This is a genomic window from Halosimplex carlsbadense 2-9-1 (assembly GCF_000337455.1).
Lineage (GTDB): Archaea > Halobacteriota > Halobacteria > Halobacteriales > Haloarculaceae > Halosimplex > Halosimplex carlsbadense.
On sequence record NZ_AOIU01000043.1, the window covers coordinates 79,863 to 93,275 of the forward strand.

Below are 13,413 nucleotides of genomic sequence, written 5' to 3' on the forward strand. Positions count from 1 at the left end.
ACGCAGTAGTAAGCCACTATGTTTCGGACATCCGGGTCAAATCGACTCGATACTCGTCCTCGAACGGATTCGAGTACGGGATATCGAGTGAGTGGTACACCCCGGCTGGGATCGCAATGTCCCCGAGAGACAGGTCGCAATCGATCTCGGACAGTCCGGTCTTTGGAAGTGCGAGCGTCAGGACACGGTCGGGGTCGACCGACGGGCCGGGTCGCTCGCCGGTCGTCGCGACCATCCCCGAGGGAACGTCGAGTGAGACGACTGTCGTGTCCAGCCCGTCCACCTCGGTCACCAGTTCCCCGGCAATCCCCCGGAGCGGGCCGTCGAGTCCGTATCCGACGAGTGCATCGACGACTGTCTCCGCTTCCCTGTCGACGAGCGCGTCGACGCCGGTGTCGACCCGGACGCCCATCGTCGCGAGCGTCTCGTACTGCGTGCGAGCGGCACCGTCCAGTCCGTCTGGAGACCGGTCGAGCACGACCGACACGTCGAGTTCCCGGTTGGCGAGATGCCGAGCGGCACAGAGTCCACCACCACCGTTCCCACCGTTGCCGGCGAGGACGACGACTGGTTCGGGACCGCTTTCGCGAACGTGCCGGGCGAGATTGCGACCCGCGTTCTCCATCATCTGCAGGAGCGAGACGCCGAACTCTTCGACGGCGACGCGGTCGATCTCGCGCATCTCCGCGGCGGTTACAGCAGTCACCGCCCGCTCGGTTCCGGCCCGAAATGCGCGGGTATCCATCGTATCGTTCGTCGGTACGGCGGCAGGCGCAAAAGAACGTTCCGACGATCCGCCCCTCGCGAACTCGGGATCGGTCGGTACCTCGCTCGAAGGGGTTCGATCGGTCTCCCGTTTCGGCTGCCGCTCGTCGCCGGAGCAGTGCGTTCGATTTCGAGTCCCTCTCGCACGACTGCCGGACCGCTATATTCCTTCGAACCGTATGTCTCAGTATGTCACATCTGGTGCTACACGACGACACTCTTCAATTCGACCGACCGGTGTTCGTAGACGGCCTACCGGGGCTCGGACTCGTCGGCAAACTGGCCGCCGACCACTTGATCGACGCCTTCGAGATGACCTACTTCGCGAGCATCGAGTGTCCGTCGCTTCCCCCGGTCGCGGCGTATCTCGGGACCGAGTTCGACGTAGTGCCGCCCGTTCGGATATACGCCGACGAACAGCGCGATCTGCTAGCACTGCAGAGCGAAACCCCGGTCTCTCCGGATATCGTCGCCGACTTCGCGGGGTGTCTGAGTGGCTTGCTCGACGACATCGACGCGCTCCCGATGTACGTGAGCGGCCTCGGTCAGGGAGACCCGGAGAATCTCGATCGTGAGCGGGCGTTGTACGGCGTTTCGACCGGCGACGGAGACGAAATCCTCAGGGATTCCGACATCGGGCCACCCGTCGAAACTGGAGTGTGGAGCGGACCGACCGGCGCACTCCTGAACGAGGCCCGAACCGGCGGGTCGACCGCACTCGGCCTCATCGTCGAAAGCGACGTGCAGTTTCCCGATCCGGAAGCCGCTTGCGTCCTGCTCGAACGGGCGGTCGAACCGATCGCCGACGTCGACATCGACGTCGCTTCCCTCCGGGAACACGCCGCCGAGATTCGCGCGGAAAAACGAGCGTTCGCTGAACAGCTGTCGGAGCCCGAACAGAACGAGAGCTCGATGGTCGAACCGTCGTACATGTATCAGTGAGCGAGTCGGCTTCGTCCGTCGGTGGTTACGCCAACGTGAGACGGAGTTAACCACTCGAGGCTCGTAGTGTCTCTGTGACCACCGATGACTGACGCCGAACTCGACCTGCATGCGCCGGAACTGGCGCGCGAGGACTTCCTCCGTATCGAGGACCCGTACTACTCGCCCGACACCGTCGCGGTCGTGACCGGTGCCGCCTCCGGGATCGGTCGCGCGACCGCCGTCGCGCTCGCCACGAACGGTCTCACCGTCGTCGGGGCCGATATCGACGAGGACGGACTGGCCGAAACCACCGAGATCGTCGAGGAGTTCGACGTCGACGGGACCTTCGTGAGTACGCCGACGGATCTCACCGACGACGACGACGTCGAGGCGGTCGTCGACGCGGCCGCAGACCAGGGCGACTTGCGGTTCGTCGCGAACATTGCCGGGATGCAACACATCGCGAGCATCCCCGAATTCCCGATGGAGAAATACGATCTGTTGACCGACATCATGCTCCGCTCGCCGTTCAAGATGGCTGGCGCGGCGATGTCCCACATCAGGGGGACCGACGACGGCGTCGGCGCCATCGCCAACATGTCCTCGGTCCACGGCCACTACGCGACAAAGGACAAACCGGCGTACATCACGGCCAAACACGGCATCACCGGACTCACCCGCGCGATCGCCGCAGAGGGCGAGGGCACGCTTCGCGGCTTCTCGGTGAGCGTCGGATACGTCCTGACGCCGCTGATGGTCGACCAGATCGCGGACACCGCCGACGAGCGCGGGATCTCGAAGCGGGAGGTGATCGAAGACGTGATGCTCGGCCAGGCGCGCACGAAGGAGATGATGGCCCCCGCAGAGGTAGCCAACCTGTTCGTCTTCGGGTTCTCCACGCACGCGAGCCATCTCAACGGTGCCGACCTGCTGTTCGACGGCGGATACACTCACACGTATGAGTGATTCGAGCGCGGGCGGAACCGACGACGGGGTGAACGCTTCCTCGACAGCCGACGAACCGACTCGCGTCGCGATCGCATGTCAGGGCGGCGGCAGTCACACCGCCTTCACCTGCGGCGTCCTCCGGGAACTTTTGAAGGAGTGGGACGACCGATACGAACTCGTCGGGATCAGCGGGACGTCCGGTGGCGCGTTCAACGCGCTGGCGGTTTGGTACGGACTCGTCACTGAAGGGCCGGAACGGGCCAGGGAAATCGTCGGGAGCGTCTGGGACGACCTGGCCGCGTCGGGTCCGAGCGACCGGTGGACGAACGCCGTCGTCACGTCGCTGTCGCGGATGGAGAGCGCGGGCGTCCCGTTGCCCGCCGTCAGCCCGTATCAGGTCCCCGGTCCCGAGACCGGCAAGCAGCGTATCCGCGAGATACTGGAGACCCACATCGACTTCGAGGGGATCCCGGACCTGTGTGGCAGGGACGCGCCCGAACTCGTCGTCGGGACGGTGGATGTCAACGCCGGCGTCTTCGAGACGTTCGTGGATGAGGAGGTGACCGTCGACGCGGTGCTGGCCTCGGCCGCAGTGCCGAACCTCTTCGAGGCGGTCGAGATCAACGGCCATCTCCACTGGGACGGTCTCTTCTCGCAGAACCCGCCGGTGAACGACCTGATGGGCCTCCCCCCAGACCGCAAGCCCGAGGAACTGTGGGTCGTTCAGATCAATCCCCAGGAGTTCGAGGGAGAACCGTCGACGACCGAAGTGATCGCCGACCGCCGGAACGAACTCTCGGGAAACATCTCGCTCAACCAAGAGCTGCACTTCATCGAGCGGGTCAACGAGTGGGTCGAGGACGGAACGCTCCCCGCGGATAAGTTCGTCCGGACGGACGTGCGTCGCATCCAGATGGGGAAACGCTTCCACTGCTCGACGAAAGTCGACCGCGATCCGGCCTTCCTCGACGAGCTGCGGGAGCTGGGTGCCGAGCGTGCCCGTGAGTTTCTCGCTGCCCGCTGACCCGTCTTACTCCGGCGACCACTCGCAGGCGTCGCCCACGGACATGTCTTCCTCGTCGATGTACGACGACAGGCACGCGTAGTTGCAGAAGTACGTGGGCGAGGCGCAGTTGTCAGTGCAGTCCCGCACACAGACCGGGTCGTGGTCGAAGATGCGCGAACCACAGTACGCACACGTCTCTTCGGCATCGGGTGTCTCGAACGTCGTCGACATACGTGGGCTGAGGAGCCCGCCCCTCAAAAATCGGTCGCGGGATCGTACGGCTCCGACTCGACCGCTCACTCGCCGTAGGTGTGGAAGTCGACCGCCTGTTCGAGCAGTTCGTCGGGGATACCGGGGACTTCGTCGGAGCGGACCGGTCCGAACTCGTCGAGCTCGTCGGGATCCCTGGGAAAGTCACGGAGCTGGAAGTGAACGTGGATGCCCGCTTTCGCGCCCTGGCCCAGTGCGACCGGGATCTGGTTGTGGCCGGGCGTGCAGTCGCCGACCGCGTAGACGCCCTCGACGGAGGTCTCGCCGTGGTCGCCGACTTCGATGGTCCCGTCGTCGTTGATGTCACAGCCGAGTTCCCGCGCGAGGCCGTTGTTGTACTCGGCGCCGTACATCGCGAACCCGCCTTTGTACTCGCGGACGGTCCCGTCCTCGAACTCCAGGGCTTTCAGCCAGCCGTCCTCGCCGTTCTGGACGCCCGTAACGTCTTCCTCGATCACGTCGATAGGGTGGCGCTCGAGGATGCCGCCCGTGTCGTCGCTCCATTCGGGGTCGTCACCGCGGGTCAACAGATCTACCTCGTCAGTGAAGTTCAGCATGATGCCCGCGACGTGAGCGGCGCTCTCGGAGTGGCCCATCACGTAGACCGACTCGCCGACGAACATGTGGGCGTCACAGTGCAGACAGTAGTGGAGCCCCCGACCCGTGCGCGGGAGGGGCGGTTCGGGTCGGACGTCGTTGAACCCGGTGGCGAGTACGACCCGATCGGCCTCGTAGTCGGCGCTGTTACCGGAGAGGCGGAACCGCTCGTCCTCGGTCCGGGAACACGACGTCACCATGTCCCGGTGCTGGTCGCAGCCATACTCCTCTAGCTGTTCCTGGCCGATACCCAGGAACTCGGCGCCGCTGGTCTCCTCGCGGACGCCCAGCAGGTTGTGGACCTCCTGCATCATCGCCGCTCGACCGCCGCCACGGCTGACGACCGCCGTCTGGTGCCCCAGTCGGGTGCTGTACAGCGCCGCGGTCATTCCCGCCGGCCCGCCACCGACGACGACGACTTCGTACTCGTGGTGCTCCGTGTCTTCACTCATATCAGGAAATGTGGGTTCGTTTCGATAAATAACTACGCACGGCGGCAGCCGGGTTACGGCACCGATACTACCTTTCGATCCCGAAATCAGGGCCCAGAGACGACGAACTCGAACAGTCCGCTGTCGATGCCCTGACTGATGGGCCTGGCCTCGTCGATCGCCTTCGAACCCTCCACCAGCGACAGCACCTCGTCCGGTGCGGCCTCTTCGACGATAAAATACTCCAGCAACCGGTCGTCCGGACGGTTCACCATGTGTTCAAGTTTGAGCTGGCAGTCGGCGACAGTAGACGCATCGGTGAAGAAACAATCGCGACCACGTAACTCGAATTCGATTTCGACTGCCGAACCGCTGGTGTCCGTTGTTGTGCCCCACATGGTAGAGACACACAAGCATATCAAATAGGGTTTTGCGCGGGTGTCGAACAGTCGGCCTTACCGTTACAGGTTTGAGGGCGTCATACAGCGGTTTCTATGGCCAATTTTTGCCACATTGCTTCACTCAGTACCGAGGGTGTATTCAGAAAATGCCCACTTTGGGCTCAGTCATTTTGTCGGTTCGACGTTGTGGTTTAGTCGGAACACGTTCTCCGGGTCCCACTCGTTTTTGACCTCGACCAACCGGTCATAGTTCTCACCGTAGGCAGCCTGCTGATCACCCACTTCCTCGGGAACGAAGTTGGCGTAGACGCCGCCGGTCGCGTGGGGAGCCATCGCCTCGTGCATCTCTCTCGTCCACGTGATGCACTCTTCGTCCTGCTCGGAGTCCATCCACTGCGTGTGGAGAACCATCGTGAACTCGAAGTCCCGGTGGGGGTAGGCCGTCGCGCCAACGGGTTTCTCGTTCATCGCTCCACCGAGGTGTGGGATGGCGATCTCCGTCTCCGGGGTTGGGATTGTTTTCCCGTACTCGATGAACGTCTCTATCATCCCATCGGTCAGCTCGTCGAAGTTGTGGGACTTCCAGTAATGTCGGTTTCCAGCCGGGGCCAGGCCGTCGAACGCCTGCTGCCAACCGGTGTACGGGTGCGGACCGACCGCGTCAGCGATTGGAGCGCCGACATCACGAATCGGTTGAAGTACCGCTTCTCCTTCCTCCATGTCGCCGGCGTAAAACGTCGCCAGGATCACGACCTTCCGGCCGTGCCACTCCTCGGGGATGAACGGCAGTGGGGGCGCGTGCCGGATGACACACCAGACCGTCGCATCGTTGGGAGCACTGGCGGCAAACTCACGATACCCCGAAAGGACCACTTCGGCGTCATCGAACGGATAGACAATTGGTCCGGACAGCACGGTCGGACCGACCTCGTGCAGTTGAAACTCGAAGGAAGTGACGATGCCGAAGTTGCCGCCGCCGCCTCTGAGCCCCCAAAAGAGATCTTCGTTTTCAGCTTCGCTTGCGTGGACGAGTTCGCCCTGAGCGGTGACGATATCGACCGAAAGCAGGTTATCGACGGTCAGTCCGTGCTTCCGCGAGAGCCAGCCCCACCCACCACCGAGTGTCAGTCCGGCAATGCCGGTCGTCGAGTTGTAGCCGACGGGTGTGGCAAGTCCGAACGCCTGAGTCTCGTGGTCCAGTTCGTTGAGCACGACACCCGGTTCGACGCGAGCCGTCTTCGCGTCCGGATCGACCCGCACTGATTTCATCGGTGAGAGATCGATCAGAAGAGCATCGTCTTCAACGGCCCTCCCAGCGATGTTGTGGCCGCCGCCCTTCACCGAGACGGGGATATTCTGCTCTTTGGCGAACGTCACTGCGCTGATGACATCTGCGGGGCCAGCACACTGTGCAATAAGCGCCGGGTGTTTGTCTACCATCGCGTTCCAGACAGACCGTGCCTCGTCGTAGCCCTCGTCGTTTGGTCGGATGAGGGACCCGCGTAGACTCCCAGCGAATTCGCTAACAGCTTCATTATTTGAGAGTGGTGCTTCTAATGACATTTCTAATCTCGTTTACTGATACGCGATCGGGCTACGTAAACCGGTGACAATTTCACTCCGAGACGGTGTTATGAGTAACTGAGTGACACGCAGGGGGAAATCACGGTGCTAAATATGCAGACGTACTGAGCAGTCGATTCATCCCCTACACTGCTGAAGACAACTACCTTGTGAGCTATTTTATGATATTATAAATATAGGTGTGATAAAACCCTATCTGCTCGCAGGGAATCTGATTTTGACAGGATTTCGGGGCCAGATCAGTCTATCGTCCAAGAACGCTGAATCCGGCCCTCACTCGGCCACATCAACCAGTTGCTGGAGGTCGTTCGCCTGGCTGATCGCGTCGATGACCTTGCTCGCGAGGTCGTTCATGTCGTCCGCGAACGACTGTGTCGTGTCTGCGACCTCGTCGACGCTCTGCGATGTCTCGACGGCGCTTTCCGCGATGGCGTCGAGGTCCTCGACGGTCTCGGTGATCGACGCCGACGCTGCGTCGGTTCGGTCGTCGACAGCTTCGATCCGCTCGATCGTATCCTCGGCGTCAGACTGCACCTCCGCGACGATGGCCTCGATCTCCGTGGCCTGTTGCTGGGCCTCTTCGGCGAGGGTCTTGACCTCGTCGGCGACGACGGCGAACCCGTCGCCGTCCGCTCCGACGCGGGCGGCCTCGATGGAGGCGTTCAGCGCAAGCATATTCGTCTGGTCGGCGATCTCGTTCAGGATCGCGGTGATATCGTCGATATCGTCGAGCGTCACCTGGAGCGCTTCGAGCCGTTCGCGCGCCTCTGTCGCTGCTTGGCGGGCCTCTCGGACGTCTTCGTGCGCCTCACGTGCGGAGGTCTGGGCCGTTTCGGCGCGGTCGACGGTTTCCGAACTCGACCGGTTCGCGTCAGCCGCGTTCCGTGACAGCGTCTCGATCACCTCGCTCGATTCGCTTAGCTCCGTCCCGACGGCCGAAAGCAGCCGACTGTGGTTCGCGGCGAGGTCGCTCGCCCGACGCTCCGATTCCCGGCCCTCGGATCCCTCGGTAGTTTCGTTCACGGGTCGCTCACGCTCCGATCTGGAACTGTCGAGTTTTCCATCTGTGTGTCGTTCGCACACAGCCTAACGAAATATATAACGGTTGAGGACGCGTTATCAGTCGCGATGTCTGACAACGAGGAACACGCCTGTGACTGCGGTGCGACGTTCGACACGCTCAGCGAGCTCAAAGAGCACGCCAAAGAGAATCACCCGGACGCGTACAAGGAGAACTTCGGCGACTGATCGGGAGCCCCGGCGCCGCCTCACGGAAGCGATACCCGCGGCTTTCTCGACGCACCATCACGATAGCGTCACGTCCTGAAACGCGTACTCGACGACCTTGTTGAGCGTCGGGTGGGCGTGGATGATGTCCGTGATGTCCGACACCTGACCGGACCCCACCCGCATCGCCACGACCACTTCGTGGATCATCGTCGACGCCTCGTAGCCGAGCATGTGACAACCGAGGATCTCGCCGTCCGGCGCCGCGAGCACCTTCACGAACCCCTCGTCCAGCTTCTTCGCCCGACCCATCGGCGTGTCCGGAAGGTCCGCCCGGCCGACGACGTACTCCCGGCCCTCCTCCCGGAGCTCGTCCTCGGTCTTTCCGACGCCGGCCATCTGCGGTTCGGTGAAGATAGCGTGGGGCATCGCGGTGAAGTCGGCTCTCCGGTCACCACCGTGGACGACGTTTTCGACGGTCACCTGCGTCTCGTAGTCGCCCGAGTGTTTGAACATCGCGTTGTCGGCGATGTCGCCCTGCGCCCAGACGTTCTCGGCCGAGGTCTCGAGTCGGTCGTTCGTCACGACGAACCCCTTTTCGTCGGTCTCGATCCCGGCTGCATCGACGGCCAGCGTGTCGGTGTTGGGCCGGCGACCGAGCGCGACGAGCAGTGCCTCGCCGGTCGCTGCCGCCGTCTCGCCGTCTTCGGTCTCGGTGTGGACCGTCACGCCGTCGCCGTCGGACGTCACTTCGGTCGCGCGGTGGCCGGTGTAGATCTCGTGACGCTCGCGGGCGATTTCGGTGAACGTCTCGGCGACGTCCGGGTCCTCCCGCGGGACCAGCGTGTCCATCATCTCGACGATAGTCACGTCGGTCCCGAGCGATTCGAAGAAGTAGCCCAGTTCGACGGCGATGTACCCGCCGCCGAGGATCACCAGCGAGTCGGGCTGTTCGCGACGGTAGAGTGCCTCGGTGCTCGTCATGTATTCCACTTCGTCGAGGCCGTCGATGGGCGGGACGAGTGGTCGGGACCCCGCTGCGACGACGACCTTGTCGGCGCTGACCGTCTCGCTCCCCACCTCGACGGTTCGCTCGTCGACAAAGACTGCCTCGTCTCTGTACAGGGTGAGATGCTCCTTGTCACGATACCTGTCTTCCATCCCTTCGGCGATCGGTGCGAGCGTTTCGTCCATGTCGTCGACGATAGCCGCGTAGTCGACGTCGTCGAGCGTCGCGTCGAGGAAAAACCGGCCGGCCTCGCGGACGTGGTTAGCGGCTGTCGCCGCCTGGATCAGCATCTTCGAGGGATTACAGCCGCGGTTGAGACACGTCCCGCCGAGCGGCCCCTTCTCGACGAGCGCCGTCTCGAGCCCCGCGTCGGCCGCCGCGGCGGCGACGTTGTTGCCGGTGCCCCCGCCGACGACGAGGACGTCGTAGTCGGCCATCTACTCCGCCTCCCGGTCCGGGCCGTGTTCGGCGCCCCACTCGATGAGTGCCGAGACGACGGGTTCCAGCCCGCGTCCGCGCTCGGTCAGCGAATACTGTACGCGAACCGGCTGGTCGCTCACGACCTCCCGGTCGACGAGGCCGTCGTCTTCGAGTCGAGTCAGACTCTCCGAGAGCATCTTCGAGGAGACGCCGACGATCGCCGATTTCAGTGCGCTGAAACCCATCGGGCCGTTCTCCAGCAGGCGGTACACGATACGGAGGTGCCACTTCCGTCCGAGGGTGTCTTGCACCGCGTCGAACACGTCGTCCGGATCGGTGAAAAGCAGGTCGCCGCTCCCCGTACTAGACATCTGCCACGACACTCCAGTCGATTCTGAACTCATGCGTTACCTCCACTGACACGGCGTGTGATACTCAAACTATCACAGACCGGGATCCCCGTTCCGAATCACCGTCAGAATTATATACTAGATTAGTCTTCGGACTGCGCGTCTCGAAACCGTTCCCAGAAGACCTCGTTCAGCCCCCCATCCAGATTGCTCTCCCGATAGTCCTCTTTGGTGAGGTTCGCCTCCTCGATGAGCGACGCCGCTTCACCGGCCCAGGCATAGAACCCCACGAGCGTCTCCTCACGCATTTCGTCTAAGTCGATCGAGTGGTAGACGTTGACGAATCCGCCCGACTCGCGATTGAGCTGGGACTTTTCGAGCAGTCCGAATTCGACGAGTTCGTTGAGGTAGTTCCGAACGGTGCTCTCGTCGTAGTCGAGTCGGTCGGCCAGTTCCCCCGGCGATAGCGGCCCCTCACCGATGACACAGAGGCAGATGTCGAGTCCCGGTTTGGGGAGGCCGAACGCGTCGAGCAGCACCTGTCGGATATCGGGCGGCCGAATGTCGAGCTTCGTCTCCCGCACGCGCTCCATCGGCTCGTCGTGGCAGGTCATTCCGCCGTCGCAGTCCTGCATCGTGAGCACGACGTTGTTGCAATCTCGACACCGATAGATCGCGTATTCGCGGTCCGCGAGGCTGACCTCGCTTCGATCCCCGTCGCGCTCGAGTTCGTGCAGTGCCCCGGCGATCCCATCTGACTGATTCTCGTCGCTCATTGTCTGAACCCTTTCGTACGCTTGGATGGAGGCACACGTGTTTGTACGAGAAGAGCCCTCTTGAAACTTTGAGTCGCCGTCGTACGGAGTATTGCAAGACAGTCCGGGATCGACCGCACGCAGTTCGTGCGCTCGACCCGGGAAACGCTCGCAATACTCCGTATCACTCTTCGACGAGATCCAGAACGAGCACGTCGTCGGGGTCGATGTCGAGTGCGAGAAGTTCCCGTGCGGTGACGGTCGGTCGATACCCTTGCTCCGTCGACTCGAGCAGTTCCAACTCACAGAGAGATTCGAGTGGGCGCGTGAGCGCTTCTTCGGAGAGTCCCTGTGACTCGGCGATGCTGTGAGCTGTCACCGGCTCGTCCGAGTTCTGATACTGGTCGACGACCGCGACCAGTACTGTGTGAGATGACGGAGACATTGGGGAGTCCGATCGTGTACGAGAGGTGATCAACGTCTGCTCGGATAGTAGCAGACCGATCGAATAGGTCTTGCTGACGGGTAGTACACCGTGTTACGTCGAGTTCACCCCGACCGAGATCAGGGATGTGAATGAATTGTTAAAAACCATCCGCCGGGGGAGACGGAATGGGAGTTGTGGGCAGATGGGAAGGGGTCGGGTTCGGGCGCGACGGTTCATCGCTAGTCGGCTTCGGAGCGTCTACCGACGGGCAGCTAGCGACACTTCGCCGCACGTCATCCTCGGTGGAGTGTGATATTATAGCTGTTCCGTGTATGCATCTTTCTCACATCAGCGCACGAAGACGACCAGGTAACCTGCAGGAAGCCGCGTTACGCCGGTCTTAGGCGTCATTTATTGAGGTGAACACGCGAACGGACCGTATGACCGACCAGGTGCGGCACGGTCTCGAAGGCGTGCTCGTAACGGAATCGAAGCTCTCGAAGATAGACGGCGACGCGGGTGAACTGTGGTACCGCGGCTATCCGATCGCCGAACTCGCCCGACAGGCCACCTTCGAGGAGGTTCTGTACCTGCTGTGGAACGGGTCGGTACCGACGCGGTCGGAACTCGCTTCGTTCGTCGACGAGCAGTCGTCCGACCCGTGACCGTCCCGGACCGATTTCGGACGCCACTGTCGGGCCCCGGGAGTGTCCAGCGATGAGATTCGAACCGCTGCGGGCGCGATTCGAACCGCTGGTCCATCTGGGGACCGGACTTCGGTCCGCGTTCGGAGAGCTACTGGACCAGGAGTTCGGGTATTCGACGGGACACCTCGCGGCGATGCTGAACACCTGCCTGTTCGCACCGTCACTGCTCACCTTCTGGTTCGTCAACGGCGTTCTAGACTTTTCGACAGCGGTCGCGATCGGTGCGGTCACCAGCCCCGGCGGCCTGCAGGTCCGTCTGATCGCCTACCTGTTTCTGGTACCGACCTTCCTGGTCGTGCGAATCGCGGTCCACCTGCTCCATCCCGGCCACAGGCGACAGGTCCTCTCGGGCTCGTGCCCGAACACGCGGCTGGTGAGCCTCGACTGGTTCAGCACGGGGATCCTCGCGACCGGACTCCCGCTCGCGCTCCAGGACCTCGGCCCCTGGCTCGCGATGAATGTCGTCTTCCTCGTCGGTCTGTTCGTCGTTCCCCGCTTCGTCGACGACACTCGGGCCGGAATGGTCAAACTGCTCGCTATCGCAGCCGGGAGTCTGGTCTTCCTGTACGCGAACTACGGCGGGGCGGTCGGCCTGCTCCCGGAACCGTCGACGGTCCTCGGCCCCGTCGCGACGTTCAGGCTCGGTGACGAGGCTACCCGATGGCTGCTGCGGGCGTTCAACAGCGTCCTGTTCGGACCGATCCTCGTGGGTCTGTTCGGCGGGATGATGAATCGTATTCTCACCCGACCGGAACTCTCGGGCATCCCGCTCGCGGAGTACGCACTCCCGGCCCGGGACCCAGACTCAGTCGTTCTGACGAGCGCTGCCTTGGGGACCGCGTTCTATCTCGTCGTCGTCTTCCTGCTCACGGGTCGATCGACCCTGATCCTGTGAATATCCGTCTCAGGACCGCTCGACGACGACCCGGACCTGGTCGCCGCTTCGCAACCCGTACGACCTGGGGGTCACCGGTTCACCGTTCACCGTGATCCGAACCGTCGTGTTCGCACTCCCGTCTCGGTACGTCGTCCCCTGATATGTCACCGACGACTCCGTCGCGTTGAATCCGAGTGTGCCGAGCGCGTACTGGAGCGTTACGCCCCGAGCGTGGACGTGCCACCGCGTCCCGCGGCCGCCCTCGAAGTGGAACGCGTTCGACTGCATCTGATATCGCTGCCGCCCGAAATCGACCTGTTGACCGTTCACGACCATCTCCATCGTCCCGTGGTAGTGGACCGCACCGAGGTCGGTCGGTTCCTGCCCTGGGGTCACGTCTCCGCCGCCCCCCGACGGCGAGAACAGCACGAATCCGACGATCGCCACCGTGACGACCAGAATCCCGCCCAACAGGATCGGCCCCGTGGCGCGCGTCTCCTCGTCGTCACCTTCGTCGACACCGACTCGTCGTCTGTCGATCGGTCCGAGTTCCCCGAGATGTTGGCCCTCGAGATGGTCGAGATACGCCGATTCGCTCTCGAACGATTCGTCGCAGTAGTTGCACTCCGGCATTCTCTCATCTCCAGGGAGTCACGAAACTGGCTTCAACGCCCGGTAACGTGCCCGTAACCCGATTCTCGGCCCGACGGTTCCG

15 protein-coding genes and 1 pseudogene are annotated in these 13,413 nt (G+C 62.8%); 5 read left to right on the forward strand and 11 right to left on the reverse strand.

Annotation, left to right across the window (positions count from 1 at the left end):
* Positions 1–16: 16 nt before the first annotated feature.
* The gene (locus tag C475_RS18885; protein ID WP_049930968.1) at positions 17–745 is read right to left on the reverse strand and encodes an NAD(P)H-hydrate epimerase; all 729 of its coding nucleotides are present in this window, start codon (positions 743–745) and stop codon (positions 17–19) included.
* A 209-nt stretch (positions 746–954) separates the two neighbouring features.
* Here C475_RS18885 and C475_RS18890 point away from each other — a divergent pair, with 209 nt between their 5' ends.
* The 3 genes from C475_RS18890 (at position 955) to C475_RS18900 (ending at position 3,661) form a co-directional block, all read left to right on the forward strand.
* A complete protein-coding gene (locus tag C475_RS18890) occupies positions 955–1,707 on the forward strand; it encodes a proteasome assembly chaperone family protein (RefSeq protein ID WP_006885492.1) in 753 nt (250 codons plus the stop codon).
* Positions 1,708–1,791: 84 nt separating this feature from the next.
* A complete protein-coding gene (locus tag C475_RS18895; RefSeq protein ID WP_006885493.1) occupies positions 1,792–2,655 on the forward strand; it encodes an SDR family oxidoreductase in 864 nt (287 codons plus the stop codon).
* Entirely contained in the window at positions 2,648–3,661 is a 1,014-nt protein-coding gene (locus tag C475_RS18900) for a patatin-like phospholipase family protein (RefSeq protein ID WP_006885494.1), read from the forward strand. Before C475_RS18895 ends, C475_RS18900 begins: the two co-directional genes overlap by 8 nt.
* Positions 3,662–3,667: 6 nt before the next feature.
* Here the strand turns inward: C475_RS18900 and C475_RS18905 are convergent, their stop codons facing one another.
* The 9 genes from C475_RS18905 to C475_RS18940 form a co-directional block, all read right to left on the reverse strand.
* Positions 3,668–3,874, reverse strand: coding sequence for a hypothetical protein (locus C475_RS18905; protein ID WP_006885495.1), 207 nt, complete (start codon positions 3,872–3,874; stop codon positions 3,668–3,670).
* A gap of 65 nt (positions 3,875–3,939) precedes the next feature.
* Entirely contained in the window at positions 3,940–4,962 is a 1,023-nt protein-coding gene (locus C475_RS18910; RefSeq protein WP_006885496.1) for an NAD(P)/FAD-dependent oxidoreductase, read from the reverse strand.
* 86 nt (positions 4,963–5,048) lie between these two features.
* Positions 5,049–5,339, reverse strand: coding sequence for a bacterio-opsin activator domain-containing protein (locus tag C475_RS22560; protein ID WP_082223367.1), 291 nt, complete (start codon positions 5,337–5,339; stop codon positions 5,049–5,051).
* Between the two features lie 168 nt (positions 5,340–5,507).
* Positions 5,508–6,905, reverse strand: coding sequence for an FAD-binding oxidoreductase (locus C475_RS18915; RefSeq protein ID WP_049930971.1), 1,398 nt, complete (start codon positions 6,903–6,905; stop codon positions 5,508–5,510).
* A gap of 294 nt (positions 6,906–7,199) precedes the next feature.
* Positions 7,200–7,949: a methyl-accepting chemotaxis protein gene (locus C475_RS18920; RefSeq protein WP_006885498.1), complete on the reverse strand. Its 750-nt coding sequence runs from the start codon at positions 7,947–7,949 to the stop codon at positions 7,200–7,202.
* A 282-nt stretch (positions 7,950–8,231) separates the two neighbouring features.
* A complete protein-coding gene (locus C475_RS18925; RefSeq protein ID WP_006885499.1) occupies positions 8,232–9,599 on the reverse strand; it encodes a dihydrolipoyl dehydrogenase family protein in 1,368 nt (455 codons plus the stop codon).
* Positions 9,600–9,953, reverse strand: coding sequence for a winged helix-turn-helix transcriptional regulator (locus tag C475_RS18930; protein WP_006885500.1), 354 nt, complete (start codon positions 9,951–9,953; stop codon positions 9,600–9,602).
* A gap of 122 nt (positions 9,954–10,075) precedes the next feature.
* The gene (locus tag C475_RS18935; RefSeq protein ID WP_006885501.1) at positions 10,076–10,708 is read right to left on the reverse strand and encodes a helix-turn-helix domain-containing protein; all 633 of its coding nucleotides are present in this window, start codon (positions 10,706–10,708) and stop codon (positions 10,076–10,078) included.
* Positions 10,709–10,871: 163 nt separating this feature from the next.
* Positions 10,872–11,132, reverse strand: coding sequence for a hypothetical protein (locus C475_RS18940; protein ID WP_006885502.1), 261 nt, complete (start codon positions 11,130–11,132; stop codon positions 10,872–10,874).
* A gap of 422 nt (positions 11,133–11,554) precedes the next feature.
* On the opposite strand from C475_RS18940, the pseudogene C475_RS18945 reads away from it, so the two are divergent.
* Together C475_RS18945 and C475_RS18950 are read left to right on the forward strand one after the other, a co-directional pair.
* Positions 11,555–11,758: pseudogene (locus C475_RS18945) on the forward strand (citrate/2-methylcitrate synthase); the annotation flags it as partial.
* 73 nt (positions 11,759–11,831) lie between these two features.
* Positions 11,832–12,716, forward strand: coding sequence for a hypothetical protein (locus C475_RS18950; RefSeq protein WP_006885504.1), 885 nt, complete (start codon positions 11,832–11,834; stop codon positions 12,714–12,716).
* A 9-nt stretch (positions 12,717–12,725) separates the two neighbouring features.
* On the opposite strand, the gene C475_RS18955 is transcribed toward C475_RS18950, so the two are convergent.
* Positions 12,726–13,331: a hypothetical protein gene (locus C475_RS18955; RefSeq protein ID WP_006885505.1), complete on the reverse strand. Its 606-nt coding sequence runs from the start codon at positions 13,329–13,331 to the stop codon at positions 12,726–12,728.
* Positions 13,332–13,413 lie beyond the last annotated feature (82 nt).